This is a genomic window from Bradyrhizobium sp. cir1, assembly GCF_014198245.1.
Lineage (GTDB): Bacteria > Pseudomonadota > Alphaproteobacteria > Rhizobiales > Xanthobacteraceae > Bradyrhizobium.
In genome coordinates this window covers 146,697-170,168 of record NZ_JACIHE010000019.1, presented here as the reverse complement: position 1 = coordinate 170,168, position 23,472 = coordinate 146,697, and the positions used below count along the sequence as shown (strand labels likewise).

The following is a 23,472-nucleotide window of genomic DNA, read 5'->3' as shown; positions in this document are numbered from 1 at the left end:
AGGGGCCGATCAGGGAGAACGTCATGTCACAGCACCATCAGCCATCAACGCTTGCCGCGCTTGGCCGGGCCTGGGTCGAGGCCTGGAATGCGCACGACCTCGAGCGCGTGCTCGCGCTCTATGACGAGGCCGCCGTGATGACCTCGGACCGCATCCCCGTGATGGGGTTCGACGCCAGCGGCACCGTGCGCGGCAAGGACGCGCTTCGGGCGTATTGGGGCAAGGCGCTGGGGCTGCTGCCGGAGCTGCACTTTTCGCTGATCGATGTCTTCGTCAGCCCTGACAGTGTCGTGGTGTTCTACGCGAACGAGCGGGGGAAGAAGATCTGCGAATATCTGCGGGTGAATGATGCCGGGCTGATCGTGCAGGGGTCGGCGAACCATCTGCCGCATTGAGTGCCGCTTGTGGCACAGCGATTCCGCTCTCTGCCCGTCATCCCCGCGCGAGCGCATAGCGCTCGTCGCTGGAGGTGCGAGTTCTGCGGCGCGTAGCGACGCAGGGCGAGCCTCGAAGGATGCACGGCCGAGCTGGCAGCCGGGCTGTCGCCCTTCGAGGCTCGTCCTGCTTCGCAGGACGAGCGCCTCAGGGTGACGGGCAGAGAGGGGGCGCGCTGCTTCCGCAATCGTCATTGCGAGCGCAGCGAAGCAATCCAGGCTGCCGCCGCGGATGCATTTCTGGATTGCTTCGCTGCGCTCGCAATGACGGAGACTGTGGCACGTGTGTGCGCTAACAACAGCACCGCCGGCTCTGAGACAGGACGACCATCATGAAGCTCCCCACCTCCCCCTTCACCGTCACCGACTGGAGCAAGGTTGCGCCGACGGCGCATGCCGGCGAGACCGGGCAGGCCACATGGCGCACGCTCAATATCGGCGATCTCCGGGTCCGGATGGTCGAGTATTCGCCGGGCTATCTCGCCGACCATTGGTGCGACCGCGGCCACGTGATCTTCGTGGTCAAGGGCGAGCTCGATTCGGAACTGCGCGACGGCCGCAAGTTCAAGCTGACGGCGGGCATGAGCTACCAGGTCTCGGACTTCGGCGACGCCGCGCACCGGTCCTCGACGGCCACCGGCGCGACGCTCTTTATCGTCGATTGAGGGCCATCGGCGCGGTGTATTTGCACCGCAAAATAGAAAACCAGCGCGACGTGCCGGACCACGGGTGGTGCCTTGAAGAAGTCCAATTATCTCGCTATATTGTGATCATCGATACTTGGCCGAACGACTGGGCCGCTTCGCCTCGTCTAAGACGGGCGCGCACGCTTCAGATGACTTCTCCAAAACATCGACTCATCAGGGCTATGGGCGCAGCGACGCGTACCGGTCCACGTGCGTACTGTCTCTAACTAATTGAAGGAAATTCCCATGGCTATGGGCACCGTGAAGTGGTTCAACACCCAAAAGGGTTATGGTTTCATCCAGCCGGACGACGGCCAGAAGGACGTGTTCGTGCACATCAGCGCCGTCGAGCGCGCTGGCCTCTCCTCCCTCAACGAGGGTCAGAAGGTCTCGTTCGACATCGTCGCCGACCGCCGCAGCGGCAAGTCGTCGGCTGACAATCTCCGCGTCGGCTAATCGCCCGCGCAACGTTCTGACCGCGGACGTACCGGCAGAACGCCAGAACTCGAAAGCCCCGCGACCGGGACCGGTCTGCGGGGCTTTTGTTTCGGGGGCCCGTCATTCCGGGGCTCGCGAAGCGAGAGCCCGGAATCCATGCCCCCGCGGAGACCGCCGCACGATGGATTCCGGGCTCGCGCTATGCGCGCCCCCGAATGACAACGTTGATCATCCTGTCTTCTTCAGCACCGAGACGAAAAACCCGTCGGTTCCGGTCCGCTGCGGCGTCATCAGCCAGCCCTCGGGCGACTGCAGCGCGGCATCGGCGAAGGCCTCCGCCTTGTCCCAGAGCACGCTGGCGGTCTGCTCGGGCGGTACCACCGCGAACTCGGGATGGCGACCGACGAACGCCCTCACCTGCTCGCCGTTCTCTTCCGCCAGCACCGAGCAGGTGATGTAGGCGATGCGGCCGCCGGCCTTCACCAGCGGAACCGCCCGCTCCAGCACCTCGGCCTGGTCGCGCAGGCGGATCTCCAGCGCGCCAGGGCGCATGCGCCATTTGGCGTCGGGGTTGCGGCGCCAGGTTCCGGTTCCCGTGCAGGGCGCGTCGATCACGACGAGGTCGGCGGAGCTGCGGATGTCGGCCAGCGGATCGGCCTCGCCCTTGGGAGTGCGGACATCGGCATTATGGACGCCGGCGCGCGACAGGCGCTCGTGGATCGGCGCAAGCTGGCGCTTGTCGCGGTCGGTCGCGATCAGCCGGCCCTTGCCCTGCATCAGGGCCGCGAGCGCCAGCGTCTTGCCGCCGGCGCCCGCGCAGAGATCGATCACCTGCTCGCCGGGCTTTGCCGCAGTGAACTGGGCCGCAAGCTGCGATCCCTCATCCTGCACTTCAATTGCGCCCTTGATGAAATCCTCTTCCGCCTGGATGCCGGGGTTGCGCGCATCGGCCGAAAGCTCGATGCGCAAGCCGGTTGCCGACCACGGCGTCGGTTTCGCATGAAGATGAGCAAGCGCGCGCAGCACCTTGTCGCGATTGGATTTTAGCGTGTTGACGCGCAGATCGAGTGGCGCCCGGCTCGCCATCGCGGCGGCTTCCGCCGTGCGGTCCTCGCCGAACACTTTTGCAAAGTGCGGATCGAGCCATTCCGGGTAGTCGCCGGCGACGGCCGCAGGAGCCTCCTTCAGGGAGCGCTGGCTGAGCGCCGCCTGCTCGGCGTCCGTCAGCGGCGCCGGCGCGAAGCGGCTGCCGTCGAACAGCGCGGCCATGGTGGCCGTGTCCATGTCGCGCTCGAGGCGGAGCATGCCGATCAGCCTGGCACGCGCGGTGTCTGCATCCATGAGCCAGGCGCTCGAGGCGTAGCGGCGCAGCACGTCCCAGACGAGGCCGGCAATGGCGGCGCGGTCGCCCGAGCCGGCGAAGCGGTGCGCGGTGCCCCACTCCTTCAGCGCCTTGGCCGCGGGCACGCGGTCCTTCTCGATGGTGTCGATCAGTTCGATGGCTGCGGACAGCCGGGCAGCGGGGGTCATTTCAAATCTTTCAGATTAGGTCCGACAGCTAAACGTCAGATCACCAGGAGCATTCTCAGCGCGAAGTAGATCCACATCACCAGCAGCACCAGCACGCCGGCGAGCCAGATCGTGGAACGGCGGCCGAGATCGTTGGAGGAGACGAACACGCCGGCATGGGCTAAGCGCGTCACCACGAACACCCAGGACATCAGCACGATGAAGAGATCGGCATGGCGCAAGGGCAGCGCCAGCGCGATCAGGGCGTAGAACAGCACCGGCAGCTCGAACTGGTTGCGGTAGCAATTGCCGATCTGGGTGGCGTCCTTGGGCCAATTCGGCTCGCCGAGCGCAATGTCGCGGATCTTGGTCTCGCCCGACACCAGCGAGCGGCGGCGCGCGAAGACCATCCCGATCAGGAGCGCGAAGGTGAGACCGACCTGCACGAAGACAGGCAGCAGGACCATTTGGACGGACATCGGAACTTTCCCGTAAGGCGGATTGCCGCGCACCGTCATTAGCCGCGACTTCTGACGCTGACAATCAGCGAGTTGAACCGGTGTTCCCGCTCTTGCGACCAACCAGCGATTGTTAAAGCAATTTCGCCCCCTTTCGGGGCGCAGGGCGAGAGACCGCCATGAATACCCTCTCCAGCCAGATCGCCAGCCTGATCGGCTCCCTTGCCGAATCCGCTGACGGCCAGCTCGGCATCGTGATGTCGGCGCTGGCAGGTATCGCCACGGCGCTCGCGGTGGCGCTGGCAATGACGGTGTATTTCCGCCTCGGCTACCGGAGCGGGCGCGATGTCATCAGGCACGGGCTCGCCACGCTCGCCGCCATCGCCCTGCTCGCCTTCGCCGCCTACGACATGCGCCACGCCGCGCTCGCCTATCTCGGCCTCAACCCGTCCAAGCCGGCCGTCGAGTTCGAGATCCGCATGCCCTGCGAGATGCTGGTGGCGGTGACCGACAGCCAGATCGAGCTGCACACCGACCGCAACCAGACTCTGGCCCTCGTCGACGGCGTGCGCGATCTCGCCGACGGCCGCGCGCTGCTGCGCGGCGCGGTCGCGCTCAACCATCGCACCGCCGACCGCGTGCTGGTCGTGAACCTGCCCGGCAAGGGCACGTTCGAATTCCGCCTGCGCCTGCCCGCCGAGCCGCATCGCACCGAGCAGTTCGGCCCCTGGCACCTCGCCGACCGCATCGCATCGCCGCTGGCGGGCAGCGTCGCCCCGCAGGATGCCTACACAATCCGCTATCGCGTGCTTTAAACTTTGTTCGGTCGCGAAACGCGGCGTGCCGTCATCGTTCCGACGCGTGGCCCGGCCTATGATCGGCTCATGTCCGAATTTCGCCTCACGCAGATTTCCGACACCCATCTCGGCCGGCGCTTTCCCGGCCTGATCGAAAACTTCCATCGCGTCTACGAGCACATCGACGCCAACAGGCCCGACCTCGTCATCAACACCGGCGACGTCTCCTTCGACGGGCCGACCAGCCGCGACGATGTCGAATTCGCCAAAAGCCTGCACGAGGCCCTGCCCGTTCCCTGTCGCTACATCCCAGGCAATCACGACATCGGCGACAATCCGACCGCGATCGGGCCTGCGCCGAAGCCGCCGGTCACGGAGGCGCACCGCCGGCAATTCTGCGAGATCATCGGCGAGGATCATTGGTCGTTCGAAGCCGCGGGCTGGCGCTTCATCGGCCTCAACACGCTGGTGATGAATTCAGGGCTCGCCTTCGAGGCCGAGCAGTTCGACTGGCTCGCCTCCGAGATCGCGCGCGTGAACGGCGGGCCGGTCGCGCTGTTCCTGCACAAGCCGCTGTTTCTCAACCTGCCGGACGACCCCGAGACACCTGAAACTTCGATACGTTACGTGCCGCAGCCGGCACGCGCGCGGCTGATCGAGATGTTCGCACGTGTCGATCTGCGCCTGATCGCCAGCGGTCACGTGCATCAGCGCCGCGACTTCACCTTTCGCCATACGCGCCACGTCTGGGCGCCGTCGGTCGGCTTCAGGATCAACGACGCGCGCCAGGACCGCATCGCAATCAAGGAGACGGGGCTCGTCGAGTACCGCTTCCAGCCGGACAGTTTCGAGGTCCGTCACGTCAGAGCAGCGGGCCAGGTCGATATCGACATCGAGGAAGTCCTCGTCCAGATGGGCGGCGAGCACTAGCTCAATTTGCGGGCAAAAATCCTTATCCAAATACCTTATTGCCTCGAACTTGTCCCCAAAATGGTTAGATTTGACTGATGACAACGTTGTCATTCGAACATATCGTTCATTCCGGCGGTCGAGGGCCGCTGAGGGAGCGACGATGCAGTTCTTGTCCCGGTGGGATAGCCAACGTCTTTCGACGACGATTCGGGGCATTCCCCTGGTCGATGGCGTCGCCACTGAGGACATAGGCAGCCTGAGCTGGTCACCTTCGCGCGGCGATCTCGCCCTGCCCGCCCTCACCCTTGATGAAGCCGCCTTCGCGGCCAATCGCGACCTGTTCCTGAGATGGTGCGCGAGCGCCGGCGTTGCCGTCGCCCCGCACGCCAAGACGCCCATGTCGCCGGAGCTCGCCCGCTCGCTGCGTGCAGCCGGCGCGTGGGGGACGACGGTTGCGAACATCCAGCAGGCCGCCGTGCTGCTCGCGAGCGGCGAGCGGCGCCTGCTGCTGGCCAACGAGATCGGCGGGCTCGCGGCCGGCCGACGGCTCGGCGCGCTCTTGAGCGCCTATCCCGACGTCGAATTTCACGCCTTCGCGGATTCACCGGCCGCGGCCGCAGCGCTTGCTGAGGCGGCGCGGATCGCAGGCCGCAGCGAACTGTCGGTGCTCGTCGAGCTCGGTGCGGGCCGCGCCGGCGCGCGCGATCGCGCCGCGGTCGAGGCGACGATCGCGGCCGTGCTTGCCGCCGACCGGCTTCTGCTCGGTGGTGTCGCCACCTATGAGGGGGCAGCCGCAACGTCGGACGCGGCCGAGACGATGCGCGCCATCGCGGCGCTGCTGGAGCGCACCATCGACGCCTTCGCGCTGGTGCGCGCCGCCGCGCCAAAGCGGCCACTGATCATGAGTGCCGGCGGCTCCGCCTATTTCGATCTCGTCGCGCAGGCGCTCGCGCCGGTGGCGCAGGCCGACGGCAATGCCAGCGTGATCCTGCGCTCCGGCGCGCTGTTCTTTGCCGATCACGGCATCTATGCCCGCGCCTTCGCGGAGATCGACCGGCGCGGCGGCCTGCTCGTTGACGGTTTGCGCCATTCTGCCATCGAAGGCTTCCGGCCCGCATTGACGCTCTGGGCCGAGGTGCTGTCGCGCCCCGAGGACGGGCTTGCGATCGCAGGCTTCGGCATGCGCGATGCCTCTTTCGATCAGGGACTGCCCGTTCCCTTGCGCGTCTTCCGCGACTGCGCCGAGCAGCAAGGGCTCGCCGCTACGCTCACCGTGACCCGGCTCAACGACCAGCACGCGTTCCTGTCCGTCGCACCCGACGCCGCGCTTGCGGTCGGCGACATCATCGCCTTCGGCATCTCGCATCCCTGCACCTGCCTCGACAGCTGGCGCGTGATCCTTGTCCTCGATGCCGACGGCGTCGTGACGCGCGCCCTTCCCACGCAGTTCGGCTGAGAGCGGCGCGATGAACTTCCTGCCGCTGTGGCGCTATCAGAACCAGCTCATCGACGGCGCCATCGTCACGCTGGAGTTGACGGTTATCTCGGCGCTGGCCGGGCTCGTGATCGGTATCGCCGGTGCGGTCGCGCTGAAGGGGCGCATCACGCCGGTGCGCTGGCTTGTGCGCGGTTACATCGAGCTGTTCCGCAACACGCCCTCGCTGATCCAGATCTTCATCGTGTTCTTCGTGCTGCCGAACTTCGGCCTGAAACTGCCGGCCTTCGAGGCCGCCGCCGTCGCGCTGTCGCTCTATTTCGGCGCCTATTCGGTCGAGATCATTCGCGCCGGCCTCGATTCCATTCCGCGCAGCCAGGTCGAGGCGGGGCAGTGCCTCGGACTGTCCGGCTGGCAGGTGTTCCGTCACATCATCCTGCCGCCGGCGCTGCGCAACGCCTATCCCGCCGTGACCAGCCAGTTCGTCCTTTTGCTGCTCGGCACCTCGCTCGCCTCGCAGGTCGCCGCCGACGAGCTGTTTCATGTCGCCGGCTTCATCGAGAGCCGCACCTATCGCAGCTTCGAGGTCTATGCGGTGATCTGCGCGGTCTATTTCGCGATGGCGATGTCGTTCAAGGCGCTGTTCGCAATCATCGGTCTGGCGGCCTTCCGCTGGCCGCGGCGGCGCTGAGGGACAAGCGATGCGATCCTTCTCCCTCATCGATTTCGTCTCGCTGTTCGCGGCGCTGCGCTGGACCGTCGCGCTCGTCGCACTCGCGCTCGCCTTCGGTGCGCCGCTTGCGCTCGGGCTCGCACTGGGCCGCATCAGCCGGTTCGCGGGCCTGCGCTGGGCGATGGCCGCGTGTATCCAGGTGATCCAGAGCGTGCCGCTGCTCGGGCTGTTGTTCTTCTTCTATTTCGGCATGCCGGTTTTCCTCGGCATCCAGGTGCCGGCGCTCATCGCCGTGACCGTCGCCTACACGCTCTACACTGCGGCTTTCCTCGGCGAGATCTGGCGCGGCGGGCTGGAGGCCGTGAAGCAGGCGCAGTGGGAGGCCGGCGCCTGCCTCGGCCTCTCCGCCTGGCAGCAGTTCCGCCACATCATCGCGCCGCAGGCGCTGCGGCTGTCGCTGCCGCCGACCGTCGGCTTCCTGGTGCAGCTCATCAAGGGCACCTCGCTCGCCTCTATCCTCGGCTTCGTCGAGCTCGCCCGCGCCGGACAAGTGGTGAGCGCGGCGACGTTCCAGCCGCTCCTCACCTACGCGCTGGTCGCTGCGATCTATTTCGCGCTGTGCCTGCCGCTCACGCTCTGGTCCCGCTCCCTGGAGGCCCGCCTCGATGGCTCTCGTTGAAATCCGCGACGTGCACAAGACATTCGGCAAGGTCGAGGTGCTCAAGGGCGTCTCGCTCGATGTCCAGGAAGGCGAGATCGTCACCATCATCGGCCGCTCCGGCTCGGGCAAGTCGACGCTGCTCCGCTGCATCAACGCGCTGGAGAGCGTCGATGCCGGCGAGATCCGGGTCGAGGGCCTGAAGGTCCATGCCAGGATGCCTGACCTGAAGAAATTCCGTCAGCGCGTCGGCATCGTGTTCCAGGCCTTCAACCTGTTTCCGCATCTGAAGGTCGAGCGCAACATCACGCTGGCCCCGCTGCTCACCGGCCGCATCGACAAGGCGAAAGCACGTGCGCTGGCGGCGGATGTGCTCACCCGCGTCGGCCTCGCCGACAAGATCGACGCCTGGCCTGAGCAGCTCTCCGGCGGCCAGCAGCAGCGCGTGGCGATCGCGCGCTGCCTCGCCATGGCGCCTCACCTGATGCTGTTCGACGAGGTGACCTCGGCACTCGATCCCGAGCTCGTCGGCGAAGTCCTGAAGGTGATGGAGGCGATGGCGAAACAGGGCATGACCATGATCCTGGTCACCCACGAGATGGGCTTTGCCCGCAACGTCGCCAACCGCATCGTCTTCATGCACCAGGGCCGCGTCTGGGAACAGGGCCCGCCGGCAAAACTGTTCGCCAACCCCGAGACCCCCGAGCTCGCAAGCTTCATCGCATCCGCCAAGTGAAACCTTCCAAGTGAGAACCTTCCCCTTCAAGGAGAGAGTCATGAGAAAGTTGAAGTCCCTCTTCACCATCGCAGCTGCGGCGCTTGCCGTTCTCGCCGCACCGAACGTCGCCAACGCCGACAAGCTCCAGGACGTGCTCGGCGCGGGCAAGATTCGCGTTGGCATTCTCACCGACGCAGCACCGTGGGGCTTCAAGGACGACAAGGGCGAGATCGCCGGCCTCGACGCCGATCTTGCAAAATTGATCGCCGCCGACATGGGCGTGAAGCTCGAGCTCGTGCCGGTGACAGGCGCCGCGCGCATCCCGAGCCTGTTGTCGGACAAGATCGACATGCTGATCGCCGGTCTCGGCGCGACGCCCGAGCGCGCCCAGCAGGTGATGTTCTCGCAGCCCTACGCGGTGGTGAATCTCGGCGTCTACGGCGCGAAGTCGCTCCCCTCCGCCACCGGCAAGAAGCCCGACAATCTCGACGGCCGCAGCGTTGCGGTGGCCAAGGGCTCGACGCTCGACGTCTGGCTCACCGACAACGCGCCGAAGGTGAAGCTGGTGCGCTTCGAGGACACCCCTGCCGCGATCGCGGCCTATCTCGCCGGACAGGCCGACACGTTCGCGGAGAACAGCGCCATTGCGCTGAAGGTGCAGGACCAGAACCCGACCAAGGAGGTCGAGCTGAAGTTCCTGATCCGCCAGTCGCCGGCCCATGTCGGCGTGCGCCAGGGCGAGCAGAACCTGCTCAACTGGATCAACACCGACATCTTCTTCAACAAGCTCAACGGCAAGCTCGGCGCACTGCAGCTGAAATGGTTCAAGGAAGAGCAGTCGCTGCCGACGCTGTGAACTCGCACACGGCTCCCGCATCAGCGGGAGCCGACCTTCTTGAGGAGAATTGAGATGATCAAACGTTACGTCGTGGGATCGCGCATGAGCCAGGCCGTCGCCGCCGGCGGCATGGTGCACATCGCAGGCCAGGTCGCCGATGACCGCAAGGCCGGCATCGTGTCGCAGACGGAGCAGGTGCTCGCCAAGATCGACGCGCTGCTGAAGGAAGCCGGCTCGGACCGCTCCAAGCTGATCGCGGTCAACGTCTTCCTGCCGCACATCACCGACTTCGACACCATGAACTCGGTCTACGACGCCTGGATCGATCCGGCCAATCCGCCGGCGCGCGCCTGCGTCGAAGCCCGCCTCGCCGATCCCGATTTGCGCGTCGAGATGACCGCGGTCGCCCTGCTGTAAGGGCACCGCACTTCCTTCAACCTTCGGCCGGCGCCGGCGACGGCGCGGCCCCGAGGCAAGCCATGCATACCGGACTGTTTCACGAGATCGACTTCGAGAAGGACCAGAAATGGTCCGGCCATCTCGGCATTCCCTTCTCGGTCGACCGCTCGCCCTACTACCAGCTCAAGATCCCGATCTTCCGGATCAAGAACGGCGCCGGGCCAAAACTGCTGTTGATGGCCGGCAATCACGGCGACGAATATGAGGGCGAGATCACGCTGACGCGGCTGTATCGCCGGTTAGATGCGAAGGACATCAAGGGCGAGATCACCATCCTCCCCTTCGCCAATTTGCCCGCGGTGATGGCGGCGCGCCGCCGCTCACCGCTCGACGAGGGTAATCTCAACCGCGCCTTCCCGGGCGATGCCGCGGGCACGCCGACCTTCCGCCTGGCGCACTTCCTCGAGCACGAGCTGTTTCCGCGCCACGACGTCGTCTTCGACATCCACTCCGGCGGCACCTCGATGGCGCATGTGCCTTGCGCGCTGATCGAGCGGCAGGGACCACCCGAGATGTTCGGCCACGCGCTACGCCTGATGGAAGGCCTCGGCATGCCCTTTGCCTTCGTGGCCGAGAACGGCGCCACGGCGCCAACCTCGATGGCCGCGGCCGCACGTGCCGGCGCGATCGGCTTGTCAGGTGAATTCGGCGGCGGCGGCACCGTCACGCCGCAGACGATGGCGTTCACCGCGCGCGCGGTCGACCGGTTGCTGCTCGCGCTTGGCCTCGTCCAGGCGCCCGTGCTGGGGCCGCATGCGCCGGTCGAGCGCGCCACTGAACTGCTGGCCCTGCAGAGCCATGCCCAGGCCGTGTTCGCGACGCGCCGCGGCTGGTTCGAGCCCGCTGTCACCGTCGGTGCGCGGGTCAAGGCCGGCGACATCGCCGGCTGGTATCACGACTTCGAGCGACCTGAGCTGCCCGAAGAGGTGCTGCGCTTCCCCGCCGACGGCATCGTGATCTCGCAGCGGCTGCACACCGACAGCCAGAGCGGCGACTGCCTGGTCCAGGTCGGCCGCGCGCTGTCGCGTGAGGAGTTGATGGCGCGGTGAACTTCGGAGACGATACCGACTTGGACTAACCCCAGGATTCGATGACCGATCCGGCAAAGCCAGGCTATGACGACGTCGTGCGCATTCCGGCGCCGCCCGGCCGCAGCAATGCGACCGGACGGCCGCCGCGCATCGAGGAAGTGGCGGAGCGCGCCGGCGTCGCGCCGATCACGGTGTCGCGGGTGCTGCGCCACCCAGAGAAGGTCAATCGACAGACCCGCGAGCGCATCCTCGAGGTGATCGAGGCGACCGGCTATGCGTCGAACCCGCATGCGCGCGCGCTGCGCTCGGGCCGGTCGAACGTCGTCGTCGCCTTCGTCTCCAACATCCTCAGCCAGCAGTTTGGCCTCGCGGTGCGCAGCTTCGCCGCAACGCTGGAGCCGGAAGGCTTCGAGGTGCTGGTCGGCCAGACCTCCTACTCCTATGCCAAGGAGGTCGCGATGATCCAGTCGCTGCGCGGCATCCGCCCCGCGGCGGTGATGTTCACCGGCGTCATCGAGCTCGAGGAGAACCGCACGGCGCTTGCCGAGCTCGGCATTCCCGTGATCGAGACCTGGGCGTTCCCGCGCGATCCCATCGACATGCTGGTCGGCCTGCCCAATGCGGATGCCGGCGCCATGGCAGCGCGCCGGCTGGCGGAGGCCGGGCATCGCCGCCTCGCCTTCATCGGCCGCAGCAGCGGCCGTGGCGCGCTCCGCCGCGACGGTTTTCGCGCCGCCGCCGCACAACTCGGCCTCGATATCGTCCACGAGATCGGCGTCGGCGAGATCACGGGCCTCGTCGACGGCCGCGCCGCCTTCACCGCCCTGCTCGAGCGCGGCGGCGACGTCGATGCCGTGTTCTGCGCCAACGATCTGCTGGCGACCGGCGCGCTGATCGAGGCCCGCGCCCGCGGCCTGTCGGTGCCGCGCGATCTCGCCGTGCTCGGCTTCGGCGATAACGACGTTGCCGATCAGATCACGCCCGGCCTCACCACCATCTCGTTCGATGCGGCGGCCCTGGGGCGGATTGCGGGGGAATTGCTATTGGCACGGCTCGCCGGCGGACCGGCAGCCGACCAACGGCTCGCGGTCGAATTGTCCCTGATCGAGCGCGGCAGCGTCTGAGCGTTGCGGTTTAAGCGACGCTCTTGAGATCCTGCTGGATCGCAGCCAGCAGGGATTGCAGCGCCTCACTGTTCACGGGCTTGGCCTCCGGGAGCGCGGGCTGGACACTGGCGGGCTGCGCAGCCTTGACCGGACGCTTCGGGAACGGCGGCGGCGCAGGCATCGCGGCTGGGGTGAAATCGCCCTCGTCCTCGGCATGAACGAACTTGCCATGAATGACGTCGTCGCGGCGGCCCATGACGAACATCGTCGCCCAATAGCCGGCGGCCAGGAGGATTACGCAGAAAAGAACAATCTCTTAACATCGCAACACCCAAAATATGCGCGATGATTCAATGCCTTCGTCGGCCGGTCAATGAACAGGCGGTCACACCTGCGGCTTTTGCGGGCAGGTGTGACCGATTAGTGACTCTTTCTTAACCATCCACCGCCCCGAGGGGCTGGTGTCGGCAAATTACGCCTTGTCCGGCCCGACCCGGACCAGCTGCTTGCCGAAATTGGCACCCTTCAGCAGGCCCATGAAGGCGCCGGGGGCACTTTCCAGGCCCTCGGTGACGAACTCCTTGTACTTGACCTTGCCGTCGCGGACCCAGGCGGACATGTCGCGCAGGAAATCGCCATGGCGGGCGGCGAAGTCGGAGACGATGAAGCCGCGGAAAGTCAGCCGCTTGGTCAGGGTCGCACGCATCATGCTGGCGGCCCATTTCGGCGGCTTGGCCTCGGTGTCGTTGTAGTGCGCGATCAAGCCGCAGACCGGCACCCGCGCGAACGGGTTGAGCAGCGGGAACACCGCCTCGAACACGGCGCCCCCGACATTCTCGAAATAGACGTCGATCCCCTTCGGGCAGGCGAGCTTCAGCTTGGCCGGAAAATCGGTTTCGCGATGATCGAGGCACGCGTCGAAGCCGAGTTCCTTCACCACGTAGTCGCACTTGTCCTTGCCACCGGCGATGCCGACCGCGCGGGCGCCCTTGATCTTGGCGATCTGCCCCACGGCGGAGCCGACTGCGCCGGAGGCACCGGCAACGACGACGGTCTCGCCGGCCTGAGGCTTGCCGATGTCGAGCAGGCCCGTATAGGCGGTCATGCCGGGCATACCGAGCACGCCGATGGATGTCGAGATCGGACCGAGCTTCGGATCGACCTTGATCAGGCCCTTGCCGTTCGAGATCGCATGCGTCTGCCAGCCGGAGCGGATGCGCACGATGTCGCCTACCGCAAAGTCGGGATTGTTGGAGGCCGCGACCTCGCTGACCGCCTCGCCCTCCATCACGCCCCCGATCGGCACGGGTGCGGCGTAGGACGGGCCTTCACTCATACGGCCGCGCATATAGGGATCGAGCGACAGCCAGATCGTGCGCAGCAGGACTTCGCCCTGCCCCGGTGTCGGGACTGCGAATTCCTCGATGCGGAAATCGGATGGCTTGGGTTCGCCGACGGGACGCGCGGCGAGAACGATGCGCTTGGCGCTATGTTGATCTTGGGACATGGCTTCCTCCAATTTTCTGTCATTGCGAGCGAAGCGAAGCAATCCAGCCGCGTCAACACAAAAGGACTGGATTGCTTCGTCGCATCAGCGCAAAATTGCTACGCAATTTTGTCGCGAGCTCCTCGCAATGACGAGCTTGTGGCACGCGCGGGCCACACACTCACTGTCATCGTCCGCGAAGGCGGACGATCCAGTACTCCGAGGCGGTTACGATTGAGCCGGGAAGCCGCGGCGTACTGGATGCCCCGCCTTCGCGGGGCATGACACCGTCATTTTGGCACGAGCGCGGAGCGACTAACCCCCGCCCGGATAGTTCGGGCTCTCGCGCGTGATGGTCACGTCGTGGACATGGCTTTCGCGCAGGCCCGCGCCGGTGATACGGATGAACTGCGCCTTGTCGTGCAGCTCCTTCATGTCCTTTGCGCCGACATAGCCCATGGCGGCGCGCAAGCCCCCGGCGAGCTGGTGCATGACGTGGCCGACCGCACCCTTGTAGGGCACCTGCCCCTCGATGCCTTCGGGCACGAGCTTGAGCGTGTCCTTGATGTCCTGCTGGAAGTAGCGGTCGGCGGATCCGCGCGCCATCGCGCCGACCGAGCCCATGCCGCGATAGGCCTTGTAGGAACGGCCCTGCCACAAAAACACTTCGCCCGGCGTCTCATCGGTGCCGGCGAGCAGAGAGCCCACCATGGCGATGTCAGCGCCGGCGGCGAGCGCCTTGGCGAGGTCGCCGGAGAACTTGATGCCACCGTCGGCGATGACGGGAATGTCCGACTTCTTCGCCGCCTCCACCGCATCCATGATCGCGGTGAGCTGCGGCACGCCGACGCCGGCGACGATGCGCGTGGTGCAGATCGAGCCCGGGCCGATGCCGACCTTGATGCAATCCGCGCCTGCGTCGATCAGCGCTTGCGCACCCTCGGTAGTCGCGACGTTGCCGGCGACGACCTGCACCGAATTGGACAGACGCTTGATGCGGTTCACCGCGTGCAGCACGTGACGGGAATGGCCGTGTGCGGTGTCGACGACGACGAGGTCGACGCCGGCATCGATCAGCCGCTCGGTGCGCTCGAAGCCGGTGTCGCCGACCGTGGTGGCGGCGGCGACGCGCAGGCGCCCCTGCGCATCCTTGCAGGCGAGCGGATGGGCGACCGCCTTCTCCATGTCCTTCACGGTGATCAGGCCGACGCAGCGATACTGCTCGTCGACGACGAGCAGCTTCTCGATGCGATGCTGGTGCAGCATCCGCCGCGCCTCGTCCTGGCTGACGTTCTCGCGCACGGTGACGAGACCTTCATGCGTCATCAGCTCGGAGACTTTTTGCCGGCGGTCGGTGGCAAAGCGCACGTCGCGATTGGTGAGGATGCCGACCAGCTTGCCGGGCGTATTCTTGCCGGCGCCGGTGACGACGGGAATGCCGGAGATGCCGTGATCGCTCATCAGCTTGAGCGCGTCGTCCAGCGTCGCCTCGGGGCTGATGGTGAGCGGGTTCACCACCATGCCCGACTCGTAGCGCTTGACCTGCCGGACCTGGGCGGCCTGCCCTTCGGGATCGAAATTGCGATGGATGACGCCGAGGCCGCCGGCCTGCGCCATGGCGATCGCCATGCGGGCTTCGGTGACGGTGTCCATGGCCGAGGCCATGATCGGAATGTTGAGCGGAATGGCGCGGGTGACGCGCGAGCGGATGTCGACCTCGCCCGGCATGACATCGGAAAGGCCCGGCTTCAACAGCACGTCGTCGAACGTAAAGGCTTCGCGGATGCCTTGAAGTTGCACCGTGGCCATCTGCCAACTCCTTCCTGCGGCCCTGCCGCAAATAGCAATGGATGAGCGCCGCCCTCGGCGTACCTTGCGGCATCGCCGTCGAATCGGAGCCCATCGGTGGGGTTGACGCGGGTCGATAGCACGCCCGCGTGACGAATCAAAGCAATTCGAGCCGCTGGCCAGCCATGCACAGGCTTTTTTAGGGTAAATTCGGCGTAGATGGCCCGTGCACGACCCACCCGCCGTCATTCCGGGGCGCGACGAAGTCGCGAGCCCGGAATCCATCCCACAGCGAATCCTGCGGCCCAATGGATTCTCAGGTGCGCAATTGCGCACCATAGCTCGCGCCAAGGGGCGCGCCCCGGAATGACGGAGGGGGTCACACCGTTGTTACGCGGGATTTAGGTGCTATGCGTCGATCCGCAATGGTCGCGGCCGGGCGGCGGTGATAAGCCGCAATTCTCGCCGTTCCTTCCGATTTTCATTACCAATCCGTCATGGTCGACAAGCAACGCATCATTCCGCTGATCGTGGCCACTGCTCTCTTCATGGAGAACATGGATTCGACTGTCATCGCCACCTCGCTGCCGGCGATTGCGGCCGATATCGGCACCAGCCCGCTGACGCTGAAGCTTGCCATCACCTCCTACCTGCTGTCGCTCGCGGTGTTCATCCCGGCGAGCGGCTGGACCGCCGACCGTTTTGGCGCGCGGATGGTGTTCGCGATCGCCGTCGGGGTGTTCATGGTCGGCTCGGTCGGCTGCGCGCTGTCGACCTCGGTCACCGATTTCGTGTTCGCGCGCATCCTGCAGGGCATGGGCGGGGCGATGATGACGCCGGTCGGGCGCCTCGTGCTGCTGCGTTCCGTCGACAAGAGCGCGCTGGTCAATGCCATGGCCTGGGTGACGGTTCCTGCCCTGATCGGCCCGGTGATCGGACCACCACTCGGCGGTTTCATCACGACCTATGCGTCCTGGCACTGGATCTTCCTGATCAACATCCCGATCGGGCTGCTCGGCATCTTCATGGCGCTGCGCTTCATCGATCCCATCACGAGCGAGGATCAGGAGCCGTTCGATCTCTACGGCATGGTGCTCGCCGGCATCGGCCTTGCCGGCATCGCGTTCGGTCTCTCGGTGGCCGGGCTCAATCTGCTGCCCTGGAGCACGGTGGCCGCGCTGGTCGTGGGCGGCGCGATCTCGATGACGCTCTATGTCCTGCACGCGCGGCGGACGGGATCGCCGGTGCTGGACTTTTCGCTTCTCAGGCTGCCGACGCTGCGCGCGGCAATCTTCGGCGGCTTCCTGTTCCGTCTCGGCATCGGCGCGCTCCCGTTCCTGCTGCCGCTCCTGATGCAGATCGGCTTCGGCCTGTCGCCGTTCCATTCTGGCCTCGTGACCTTCGCCTCCTCGCTGGGGGCCATGGGCATGAAAACGCTGGCGGCGCGCATCATCCGCACCTTCGGCTTCCGCAACCTGATGACGGTGAACGCGATCGTCAGCGCGTTCTTCCTCGGCGTCTGCGCACTGTTCACAGTGACGACCCCGCTGCTGATCATCATGGTGATCCTGGTGGTCGGCGGCTTTTTCCGCTCGCTCGAGTTCACCGCGATCAACACGGTCGCCTATGCCGACGTGGAGAGCCCGCAGATGAGCCGTGCTACCACGCTCGTCAGCGTCAACCAGCAGCTCGCGGTCTCCGCCGGCGTCGCGGTCGGCGCGGCCTCCGTGGAGACGACGATGTGGCTCAGCCATGTCAGCGAGCTCAACGCCACCGTGTTCGCGCCCGCCTTCGTCGTGGTGGCGCTGACCTCGGCGGCCTCGAGCTGGTTCTTCTGGCAGATGCCCGCCGACGCCGGCCACGAGATCTCCGGCCGCAAGGCGGTGGAGATCGCGAGCCGCAAGGGCGCCGGCAAGGGTGCGGAAAAGGCCGCCGTGAAGGCGGCAACGGAAGATACGCAGAACGTGCGGGATCAGCGGCTGGGGTAGTCTCGCTCCCCGTCATTGCGAGCGCAGCGAAGCAATCCAGAGTCTTTCCGCGGAGGGATTCTGGATTGCTTCGTCGCTTCGCTCCTCGCAATGACGATGGCTACGCCTTCGCCTCGCCGCGAAATCCCGTCGCGAGCACGTAGCGCTCGGAGGAATCCTGCCGGCTCGCGGCCGGCTTCACATGCCGCACCGTGGCAAAGTCGCGCTTGAGCTGAGCGAGCAGATCGGCATCGGCGCCGCTCTGAAACGTCTTGGCCAGGAACGTGCCGCCGGGCTTGAGCACGTCGCAGGCGAACGCGGCCGCGGTCTCGACCAGGCCGACGATGCGAAGCTGGTCGGTCTTGCGATGTCCCGTGGTGTTGGCGGCCATGTCGGACATCACGACATCGGCGCCGCCGCCCAGCATCGCGGTGAGCTTGCTAGGGGCGTCATTGTCCATGAAGTCGAGCTGCGCGAAATCGACGCCGGGAATCTCGGGCATCTCCAGGAGGTCGATGGCGACGACCTTGCCCTTGCCTTCCACCGATCCGACGCGTTTGGCAGCGATCTGGCTCCAGCCGCCGGGCGCTGCGCCAAGGTCGACCACGGCCATGCCGGGCTTCAAGAGCCGAAACTTGTCGTCCATCTCCAGCAGCTTGAACGCGGCGCGCGAGCGATAGCCCGCCGCCTTGGCTTTCGCGACATAGGGATCGTTGAGCTGCCGCTCCAGCCACAGCTTCGACGACAGCTTGCGCTTGCCGCCGGTCTTGACCTGGACGTGCAAGCGGCCGGTGGTGTCCTTGGCCATTCTCACCAGCTCCTGAGCGCGCCATCCTCGCGCATCATCTCGACCAGCATGCCCTCGCGCAGGCCGCGGTCGGCGACGCGCAGGCGCGGCAGCGGAAAGGCGCGCCTGATAGCATCGAGGATGGCGCAGCCGGCGAGCACGAGATCGGCGCGCTCGACGCTGATGCAGTTGTTGTTCGCGCGCTCCTCGTAGCTCATGCCGAGCAGCTTGTTGATGGTCGCGGTGATGTCGGAATCGTTCATCCAGATGCTGTCGATGCGGCGGCGGTCGTAGCGCGGCAGATTGAGATGGATGCCGGCGAGCGTCGTCACCGTGCCCGACGTGCCGAGCAGGTGCATCTCAGTGAGGTCGCGGCCGTGTTCCTCGGCGAACGGCGCGACATGGCTTGCGACCTCGCGCTCCATCGCGGCGTAGATCTCCGGCGTCACGTCGCGGCCGCCGAACTGCTCGGCGAGCGTGACCACGCCATACGGGATCGACATCCAGGCCTTGATACGCGGCTCCGGATTCTCCGGGTCGCGCTCAATCCGCACCAGCTCGGTCGAGCCGCCGCCGATGTCGAACAGGATCGCGCCCCTGCCCCTGGGGTCAACCAGCGGCGAGCAGCCGAGCACGGCAAGCGCGGCCTCGGTCTCGCGGTCGATCACCTCGAGCTCGATGCCGGTCTCGGCCGCGACGCGGCTGCGAAACCCTTCCGCGTTCGAGGCCGCGCGGCAGGCTTCGGTGGCGATCAGCCGCAACCGCCGCGCCTTCCGCAGATTGATCTTGTCGCGGCAGATGCTGAGCGCCGCAATGGCGCGCTCGATCGCGGCCTCGCTGATCGAGCCGGTCGCCGAGACCCCCTCGCCGAGCCGGATGATGCGCGAGAAGGAATCGACCACGCGAAAGCCGTCGTGGGTCGGACAGGCGATCAGCAGCCTGCAATTATTGGTGCCGAGGTCCAGTGCCGCGTAGACGCCGGTTCCCAGCGCCTGTGCGGGGACGGCCGGGTCGGTGGCCAACGCCACCGCTGCCATCGACCCCTCCAGCTCACCGTGCGGCACATGGCCGTCGCGGAGCCGCGTGTGGTCATTCATACAAACTGTCTTTCCGCGGCCGGTCGGGCCGGTCTGGAATTGATTTTTCGCCTGAAACATTAGCAGCGCGGCAGGTATGCGCAACAACGCATCACATGGGACCATGCCCATTCGTGCGTTGTCGTGAACGGGGTGGTGGGTTATCTGAGGGGGGTCCGGCCCCCTCCAGGCGCCCGCGAAATCGCGCAATTGCCGGCTTTTTCAGGTCGATTCCATGCAAGAACACACCAAATCGTCCACGCTCGAAAACGCTATTGCACTGCAAAAATATGGCGTTGGTCAGCCCGTCCGCCGCAAGGAGGACGACACCCTGGTGCGCGGCAAGGGCCGCTACACCGACGATTTCAATCTGCCCGGCCAGGCCTATGCCGTGGTGGTCCGCTCGACCCATGCCCATGGCGTCATCCGCGGCATCGGCCTTGACGCCGCCAAGGCGATGCCGGGCGTGCTGGGAGTGTGGACCGGCAAGGACCTCGATGCCGCCGGCTATGGCCCCTTCACCTGCGGCCTGCCGCTGAAGAGCCGTGACGGCTCGCCTTTGCTCCAGACCAACCGCCAGCCGCTGGCGACCGGCAAGGTCCGCTTCGTCGGCGATCCCGTCGCCTTCGTGGTGGCGGAGACGCTGGCCCAGGCGCGCGACGCAGCCGAGGCGGTCGAGCTCGACATCGAACCGTTGCCCGCGGTGACGGATCCCGAGGAAGCCGCCAAGCCCGGCGCGCCGCAGCTCTACGACCACATCCCGAACAATGTCGCGCTCGACTACCACTATGGCGACATGGACAAGGTCAATGCGGCCTTTGCCAGCGCCGCCCACGTCACCAGGATCGACATCGAAAACACCCGCGTCGCCGTGGTCTCGATGGAGCCGCGCGTTGGGCTCGCCTCCTACGACAAGAAGACCGAGCGCTACACGCTTCAGGTGCCGACGCAGGGCGTTGCTGGCAACCGCGCCAATCTCGCCAAGAACCTGAAAGTGTCGAACGAGAAGGTGCGCATCCTCACCGCCAATGTCGGCGGCTCCTTCGGCATGAAGAACATCAACTACCCCGAGTACATGTGCATCCTGTACGCGGCGAAGGCACTGGGACGCCCGGTGAAGTGGCTCGACGAGCGCTCCACCAGCTTCCTCTCCGACAGCCACGGCCGCGCGCAGAAGATCCATGCGGAGCTCGCGCTCGACGCGGAAGGGCACTTTCTCGCGGCGAAGCTGTCCGGCTACGGCAATCTCGGCGCCTATATCACCGGCGTTGCGCCGGGGCCGCTCTCGCTCAACACCGGCAAGAATTTTTCCAGCGTCTACCGCACGCCGCTGATGGGCGTCGACATCAAGACGGTGCTGACCAACACCACGCTGATGGGCGCGTATCGCGGCGCCGGCCGGCCCGAAGCGAACTACTACATGGAGCGGCTGATCGATCGCGCCGCCGACGAGATGGGCATCAACCGCCTGACGCTGCGCAAGCGCAACTTCATCAAGCAGAACCAGATGCCCTTCGCCGCCTCCTCCGGCGTCACCTATGACAGCGGCGACTTCCAGGCCGTCTTCAGCAAGGCGCTCGACATCTCCGACCACGAGAATTTCGCCAAGCGCAAGAAGGAGAGCAGGAAGGCCGGCAAGCTGCGCGGCATCGCGGTCGGCTCCTACCTCGAAGTCACCGCGCCGCCGAGCCCCGAGCTCGGCAAGATCGTGTTCGATGCTGATGGCACCGTGCAGCTCATCACCGGCACGCTCGATTACGGCCAGGGCCATGCCACGCCGTTCGCGCAGGTGCTCTGCGAGCAGCTCGGGGTGCCTTTCGAGAGCGTCAAGCTCGTGCAGGGCGACAGCGACATCGTCCACACCGGCAACGGCACCGGCGGCTCGCGCTCGATCACCGCGAGCGGCCAGGCCATCGTCGGGGCCTCGAAGCTCGTGATCGAAAAGGGCAAGCGCGCCGCCGCGCACATGCTGGAAGCGTCCGAGGCCGATATCGAGTTCGCCGACGGCAGCTTTACGATCGCCGGCACCGATCGTAGCATCGACATCATGGAGCTCGCCAAGAAGCTGCATGAGGGCAAGGTGCCGGACGGCGTGCCCGACTCGCTCGATGTCGACCACACCAGCGATCCGGTCGCCTCCGCGTTCCCGAACGGCTGCCACGTCGCCGAGGTCGAGATCGATCCGGACACCGGCGTGGTGCAGATCGTGCGCTACAGCGCGGTCAACGATTTCGGCACGGTGATCAATCCGCTGCTGGTCGCGGGCCAGCTCCATGGCGGCGTGGTCCAGGGCATCGGCCAGGCGCTGATGGAGCACATCCGCTACGACGAGAGCGGCCAGCCGATCACGGGCTCGCTGATGGACTACGCCCTGCCCCGCGCCGAGGACGTGCCGTTCATGACGGTCGGCGACCACCCGGTGCCGGCCACAACCAACCCGCTCGGCAGCAAGGGCTGCGGCGAAGCCGGCTGCGCCGGCAGCCTGTCGACGGTGGTGAACGCCGTGCTCGATGCGCTCTCCGACTACGGCATCAAGCACATCGACATGCCGCTGACCCCGGAGCGCGTGTGGCGCGCGATCCAGGATGCGAAGGGCCAGGCGGCGTAAGGGACTCTTTCGCAGACGGTCGCTCGCTCTTTCACACCCACAACTGTCATCGCCCGCCTTGTGCGCACTTGCGCACTGGGGCGGGCGATCCAGTACTCCGAGACGGTTGTGATGAATCGAGGGGCTGCGGCGTACTGGATGCCCCGCCTTCGCGGGGCATGACACCGGTTTTTGAGGCGTGAACGGTTCGGCGCTACGCCGCCGCCTGCTCGCGCGGCTGGTAGATTGCGGTGTGCTGGCAGAGCGCAATCGGCGTCGTGCCGTTGGCGACGACCAGCGCGTCGAGCTCGACGAAGCGGTGGCCCTTTTTCTCGTAGTTCGAAGTGACCTTTGCGCGCGCGGTGATCTCGTCGCCGGCGCGTGCCAGCGACAGCAGCTGCATGCGGCTGCCGACGTGGATCCACGGACCCAGGATGGTGTTGTCGACAAGGACGCGGTTCATGACCCGCTGGATCAGGCCGGGATGGCCGAGCCCCTCGCGCGCGAAAATCGGATCGGTCTCCCTGATGTCGGCGAGATACTCGCTCGCCGCCTGCCCGGCCCAGCGGCGCGGCGCCGTTCCGAGCCACTTGCCGGTCTCGAAGGTGGCGGGGCTGACCGGCTTGCGTTCGGCGACAGCGGGGACTTCGATATAGTCACTCAGCGATACCGCTGGCGCTGTCGCCGGCAACACGGCCGTCCCCGTGGCGCACAGTTCGGTGCGGCTGAAGACCTCGATCGTCAGCAGGCCATTGTGCTCGGTGGCATCGATATCGGCGGTCTCGCCGTCATAAACCGGCTTGATAAAGCGCGCCTCGACCAGACCGCGGGACAGGAAATCGCGGCCCCAGCGTGCGATCGGCACATGCATCATGTAGGCGAAGACGTCGACGCCGGGGACCAGCCCACCGGAAAAGCCGAAGCGGCGGGCCACCGTGTCGTCATGCATCTTGTTTTCGGACTGTTTTGCGGTGTTGTAGGCCTCGACGCGCCAGGTTTCGAGCCGGTTCGGCATGGCTGGCCTTCTCCAATTTCTTGTTGTTTCCGCACCCGATCGTAGGCCCCGGGGAACAGCGGTCAATCCCCTCGCCTTTGCGGCCCGAATGGGGTACCACGCGGCGGAATGACCGACACTCCCACCCGCATCTATGTCGACGCCGACGCCTGTCCGGTGAAGGATGAGATCTACCGCGTCGCCATCCGGCACGGCGTGCCCGTGAGCGTGGTCGCCGGCAATTTCATCCGCGTGCCGCAGGATCCGCTGATCGAGCGCATCGCCGCGGGTGCCGGCATGGACGCGGCCGACGACTGGATCGCGGAGCGGGCCAAGCCCGGCGACGTCGTCGTGACATCGGACATTCCGCTGGCGAGCCGCTGCGTGAAGGCGGGCGCCGATGTGATCGCCCCGAACGGCAAGCCGTTCACCGAGGAGTCGATCGGCATGACGCTGGCGGTGCGCAACCTGATGACGGATCTGCGCTCCGCGGGCGAAGTCACGGGCGGTCCGCGCTCGTTCGCGCCGCGCGACCGCTCCGCGTTCCTTTCGGCGCTGGACCAGACGCTGCGCCGGATCGAGCGCCGCCGCGCCGATCAGGCCGCAACGAGCCAGAATTTGAGTCAAGGCTGATC

General features: G+C 66.2%; 24 protein-coding genes. 16 read left to right on the top strand and 8 right to left on the bottom strand.

The window, feature by feature from the left end:
• The first annotated feature begins 23 nt into the window (after nt 1-23).
• The 3 genes from GGD63_RS30405 to GGD63_RS30395 all read left to right on the top strand — a co-directional run bounded on the left by GGD63_RS30405 (nt 24) and on the right by GGD63_RS30395 (nt 1,576).
• A complete protein-coding gene (locus tag GGD63_RS30405) occupies nt 24-395 on the top strand; it encodes a nuclear transport factor 2 family protein (RefSeq protein ID WP_183247492.1) in 372 nt (123 codons plus the stop codon).
• 371 nt (nt 396-766) lie between these two features.
• Nucleotides 767-1,099: a DHCW motif cupin fold protein gene (locus GGD63_RS30400; protein ID WP_183247490.1), complete on the top strand. Its 333-nt coding sequence runs from the start codon at nt 767-769 to the stop codon at nt 1,097-1,099.
• A gap of 267 nt (nt 1,100-1,366) precedes the next feature.
• Nucleotides 1,367-1,576: a cold-shock protein gene (locus tag GGD63_RS30395; RefSeq protein ID WP_008141931.1), complete on the top strand. Its 210-nt coding sequence runs from the start codon at nt 1,367-1,369 to the stop codon at nt 1,574-1,576.
• A gap of 210 nt (nt 1,577-1,786) precedes the next feature.
• Here the strand turns inward: GGD63_RS30395 and GGD63_RS30390 are convergent, their stop codons facing one another.
• Together GGD63_RS30390 and GGD63_RS30385 are read right to left on the bottom strand one after the other, a co-directional pair.
• A complete protein-coding gene (locus GGD63_RS30390; protein ID WP_183247487.1) occupies nt 1,787-3,088 on the bottom strand; it encodes an RsmB/NOP family class I SAM-dependent RNA methyltransferase in 1,302 nt (433 codons plus the stop codon).
• Nucleotides 3,089-3,123: 35 nt separating this feature from the next.
• Nucleotides 3,124-3,546 (bottom strand): MAPEG family protein, encoded by a 423-nt coding sequence (locus GGD63_RS30385; RefSeq protein WP_183247485.1) that lies wholly within the window; start codon nt 3,544-3,546, stop codon nt 3,124-3,126.
• A gap of 158 nt (nt 3,547-3,704) precedes the next feature.
• On the opposite strand from GGD63_RS30385, the gene GGD63_RS30380 reads away from it, so the two are divergent.
• The 10 genes from GGD63_RS30380 (at nt 3,705) to GGD63_RS30335 (ending at nt 12,170) form a co-directional block, all read left to right on the top strand.
• On the top strand, nt 3,705-4,340 hold the full coding sequence (locus GGD63_RS30380; RefSeq protein ID WP_183247482.1) for an acriflavin resistance protein: 636 nt from the start codon (nt 3,705-3,707) through the stop codon (nt 4,338-4,340).
• A 69-nt stretch (nt 4,341-4,409) separates the two neighbouring features.
• Complete coding sequence (locus tag GGD63_RS30375) at nt 4,410-5,252, top strand: metallophosphoesterase (protein WP_183247480.1); 843 nt, start codon at nt 4,410-4,412, stop codon at nt 5,250-5,252.
• Between the two features lie 142 nt (nt 5,253-5,394).
• Nucleotides 5,395-6,690, top strand: coding sequence for an alanine racemase (locus tag GGD63_RS30370; protein ID WP_183247478.1), 1,296 nt, complete (start codon nt 5,395-5,397; stop codon nt 6,688-6,690).
• 10 nt (nt 6,691-6,700) lie between these two features.
• On the top strand, nt 6,701-7,360 hold the full coding sequence (locus GGD63_RS30365) for an amino acid ABC transporter permease (RefSeq protein ID WP_183247476.1): 660 nt from the start codon (nt 6,701-6,703) through the stop codon (nt 7,358-7,360).
• Nucleotides 7,361-7,370: 10 nt separating this feature from the next.
• Nucleotides 7,371-8,021 (top strand): amino acid ABC transporter permease, encoded by a 651-nt coding sequence (locus tag GGD63_RS30360; RefSeq protein WP_183247474.1) that lies wholly within the window; start codon nt 7,371-7,373, stop codon nt 8,019-8,021.
• Complete coding sequence (locus GGD63_RS30355; RefSeq protein WP_183247472.1) at nt 8,008-8,736, top strand: amino acid ABC transporter ATP-binding protein; 729 nt, start codon at nt 8,008-8,010, stop codon at nt 8,734-8,736. The genes GGD63_RS30360 and GGD63_RS30355 overlap by 14 nt, the downstream gene beginning before the upstream one ends.
• Before the next feature lie 40 nt (nt 8,737-8,776).
• Entirely contained in the window at nt 8,777-9,574 is a 798-nt protein-coding gene (locus GGD63_RS30350) for a transporter substrate-binding domain-containing protein (protein WP_183247470.1), read from the top strand.
• A 54-nt stretch (nt 9,575-9,628) separates the two neighbouring features.
• The gene (locus tag GGD63_RS30345; protein WP_183247468.1) at nt 9,629-9,973 is read left to right on the top strand and encodes a RidA family protein; all 345 of its coding nucleotides are present in this window, start codon (nt 9,629-9,631) and stop codon (nt 9,971-9,973) included.
• Nucleotides 9,974-10,035: 62 nt separating this feature from the next.
• On the top strand, nt 10,036-11,064 hold the full coding sequence (locus tag GGD63_RS30340; RefSeq protein ID WP_183247466.1) for a succinylglutamate desuccinylase/aspartoacylase family protein: 1,029 nt from the start codon (nt 10,036-10,038) through the stop codon (nt 11,062-11,064).
• 41 nt (nt 11,065-11,105) lie between these two features.
• Nucleotides 11,106-12,170 (top strand): LacI family DNA-binding transcriptional regulator, encoded by a 1,065-nt coding sequence (locus GGD63_RS30335; protein ID WP_183247465.1) that lies wholly within the window; start codon nt 11,106-11,108, stop codon nt 12,168-12,170.
• A gap of 10 nt (nt 12,171-12,180) precedes the next feature.
• On the opposite strand, the gene GGD63_RS30330 is transcribed toward GGD63_RS30335, so the two are convergent.
• From GGD63_RS30330 to guaB, 3 genes are all read right to left on the bottom strand, one after another.
• Nucleotides 12,181-12,417: a hypothetical protein gene (locus GGD63_RS30330; RefSeq protein WP_183247463.1), complete on the bottom strand. Its 237-nt coding sequence runs from the start codon at nt 12,415-12,417 to the stop codon at nt 12,181-12,183.
• A gap of 207 nt (nt 12,418-12,624) precedes the next feature.
• Nucleotides 12,625-13,659: an NADP-dependent oxidoreductase gene (locus GGD63_RS30325; protein WP_183247461.1), complete on the bottom strand. Its 1,035-nt coding sequence runs from the start codon at nt 13,657-13,659 to the stop codon at nt 12,625-12,627.
• Between the two features lie 294 nt (nt 13,660-13,953).
• Nucleotides 13,954-15,447 (bottom strand): IMP dehydrogenase, encoded by a 1,494-nt coding sequence (guaB, locus tag GGD63_RS30320; RefSeq protein WP_183247459.1) that lies wholly within the window; start codon nt 15,445-15,447, stop codon nt 13,954-13,956.
• 476 nt (nt 15,448-15,923) lie between these two features.
• Between guaB and GGD63_RS30315 the strand changes: the two genes are divergently transcribed.
• A complete protein-coding gene (locus tag GGD63_RS30315; protein WP_183247457.1) occupies nt 15,924-17,414 on the top strand; it encodes an MFS transporter in 1,491 nt (496 codons plus the stop codon).
• 100 nt (nt 17,415-17,514) lie between these two features.
• Here the strand turns inward: GGD63_RS30315 and GGD63_RS30310 are convergent, their stop codons facing one another.
• Together GGD63_RS30310 and GGD63_RS30305 are read right to left on the bottom strand one after the other, a co-directional pair.
• Entirely contained in the window at nt 17,515-18,201 is a 687-nt protein-coding gene (locus GGD63_RS30310; protein WP_183247455.1) for an RlmE family RNA methyltransferase, read from the bottom strand.
• Nucleotides 18,202-18,203: 2 nt separating this feature from the next.
• Nucleotides 18,204-19,277 carry a Ppx/GppA phosphatase family protein gene (locus GGD63_RS30305; RefSeq protein WP_183247453.1) on the bottom strand — a complete coding sequence of 358 codons (1,074 nt, stop codon included), beginning with the start codon at nt 19,275-19,277 and terminating at the stop codon, nt 18,204-18,206.
• A 214-nt stretch (nt 19,278-19,491) separates the two neighbouring features.
• Between GGD63_RS30305 and GGD63_RS30300 the strand changes: the two genes are divergently transcribed.
• The gene (locus GGD63_RS30300) at nt 19,492-21,864 is read left to right on the top strand and encodes a xanthine dehydrogenase family protein molybdopterin-binding subunit (RefSeq protein ID WP_183247450.1); all 2,373 of its coding nucleotides are present in this window, start codon (nt 19,492-19,494) and stop codon (nt 21,862-21,864) included.
• Nucleotides 21,865-22,057: 193 nt separating this feature from the next.
• Here GGD63_RS30300 and GGD63_RS30295 read toward each other — a convergent pair whose 3' ends face one another.
• Nucleotides 22,058-22,858 carry a hypothetical protein gene (locus tag GGD63_RS30295; protein ID WP_183247448.1) on the bottom strand — a complete coding sequence of 267 codons (801 nt, stop codon included), beginning with the start codon at nt 22,856-22,858 and terminating at the stop codon, nt 22,058-22,060.
• Between the two features lie 108 nt (nt 22,859-22,966).
• On the opposite strand from GGD63_RS30295, the gene GGD63_RS30290 reads away from it, so the two are divergent.
• Nucleotides 22,967-23,470, top strand: a complete 504-nt coding sequence (locus GGD63_RS30290; protein ID WP_183247446.1) for a YaiI/YqxD family protein — start codon at nt 22,967-22,969, stop codon at nt 23,468-23,470.
• Nucleotides 23,471-23,472 lie beyond the last annotated feature (2 nt).

Bases quoted from the DNA above. Each gene is read 5' to 3' on its own strand.
- GGD63_RS30405 (WP_183247492.1), top strand. From the start codon at position 24: ATGTCACAGCACCATCAGCCATCAACGCTTGCCGCGCTTGGCCGGGCC.
- GGD63_RS30400 (WP_183247490.1), top strand. From the start codon at position 767: ATGAAGCTCCCCACCTCCCCCTTCACCGTCACCGACTGGAGCAAGGTT.
- GGD63_RS30395 (WP_008141931.1), top strand. From the start codon at position 1,367: ATGGCTATGGGCACCGTGAAGTGGTTCAACACCCAAAAGGGTTATGGT.
- GGD63_RS30390 (WP_183247487.1), bottom strand. From the start codon at position 3,088: ATGACCCCCGCTGCCCGGCTGTCCGCAGCCATCGAACTGATCGACACC.
- GGD63_RS30385 (WP_183247485.1), bottom strand. From the start codon at position 3,546: ATGTCCGTCCAAATGGTCCTGCTGCCTGTCTTCGTGCAGGTCGGTCTC.
- GGD63_RS30380 (WP_183247482.1), top strand. From the start codon at position 3,705: ATGAATACCCTCTCCAGCCAGATCGCCAGCCTGATCGGCTCCCTTGCC.
- GGD63_RS30375 (WP_183247480.1), top strand. From the start codon at position 4,410: ATGTCCGAATTTCGCCTCACGCAGATTTCCGACACCCATCTCGGCCGG.
- GGD63_RS30370 (WP_183247478.1), top strand. From the start codon at position 5,395: ATGCAGTTCTTGTCCCGGTGGGATAGCCAACGTCTTTCGACGACGATT.
- GGD63_RS30365 (WP_183247476.1), top strand. From the start codon at position 6,701: ATGAACTTCCTGCCGCTGTGGCGCTATCAGAACCAGCTCATCGACGGC.
- GGD63_RS30360 (WP_183247474.1), top strand. From the start codon at position 7,371: ATGCGATCCTTCTCCCTCATCGATTTCGTCTCGCTGTTCGCGGCGCTG.
- GGD63_RS30355 (WP_183247472.1), top strand. From the start codon at position 8,008: ATGGCTCTCGTTGAAATCCGCGACGTGCACAAGACATTCGGCAAGGTC.
- GGD63_RS30350 (WP_183247470.1), top strand. From the start codon at position 8,777: ATGAGAAAGTTGAAGTCCCTCTTCACCATCGCAGCTGCGGCGCTTGCC.
- GGD63_RS30345 (WP_183247468.1), top strand. From the start codon at position 9,629: ATGATCAAACGTTACGTCGTGGGATCGCGCATGAGCCAGGCCGTCGCC.
- GGD63_RS30340 (WP_183247466.1), top strand. From the start codon at position 10,036: ATGCATACCGGACTGTTTCACGAGATCGACTTCGAGAAGGACCAGAAA.
- GGD63_RS30335 (WP_183247465.1), top strand. From the start codon at position 11,106: ATGACCGATCCGGCAAAGCCAGGCTATGACGACGTCGTGCGCATTCCG.
- GGD63_RS30330 (WP_183247463.1), bottom strand. From the start codon at position 12,417: ATGTTCGTCATGGGCCGCCGCGACGACGTCATTCATGGCAAGTTCGTT.
- GGD63_RS30325 (WP_183247461.1), bottom strand. From the start codon at position 13,659: ATGTCCCAAGATCAACATAGCGCCAAGCGCATCGTTCTCGCCGCGCGT.
- guaB (WP_183247459.1), bottom strand. From the start codon at position 15,447: ATGGCCACGGTGCAACTTCAAGGCATCCGCGAAGCCTTTACGTTCGAC.
- GGD63_RS30315 (WP_183247457.1), top strand. From the start codon at position 15,924: ATGGTCGACAAGCAACGCATCATTCCGCTGATCGTGGCCACTGCTCTC.
- GGD63_RS30310 (WP_183247455.1), bottom strand. From the start codon at position 18,201: ATGGCCAAGGACACCACCGGCCGCTTGCACGTCCAGGTCAAGACCGGC.
- GGD63_RS30305 (WP_183247453.1), bottom strand. From the start codon at position 19,277: ATGAATGACCACACGCGGCTCCGCGACGGCCATGTGCCGCACGGTGAG.
- GGD63_RS30300 (WP_183247450.1), top strand. From the start codon at position 19,492: ATGCAAGAACACACCAAATCGTCCACGCTCGAAAACGCTATTGCACTG.
- GGD63_RS30295 (WP_183247448.1), bottom strand. From the start codon at position 22,858: ATGCCGAACCGGCTCGAAACCTGGCGCGTCGAGGCCTACAACACCGCA.
- GGD63_RS30290 (WP_183247446.1), top strand. From the start codon at position 22,967: ATGACCGACACTCCCACCCGCATCTATGTCGACGCCGACGCCTGTCCG.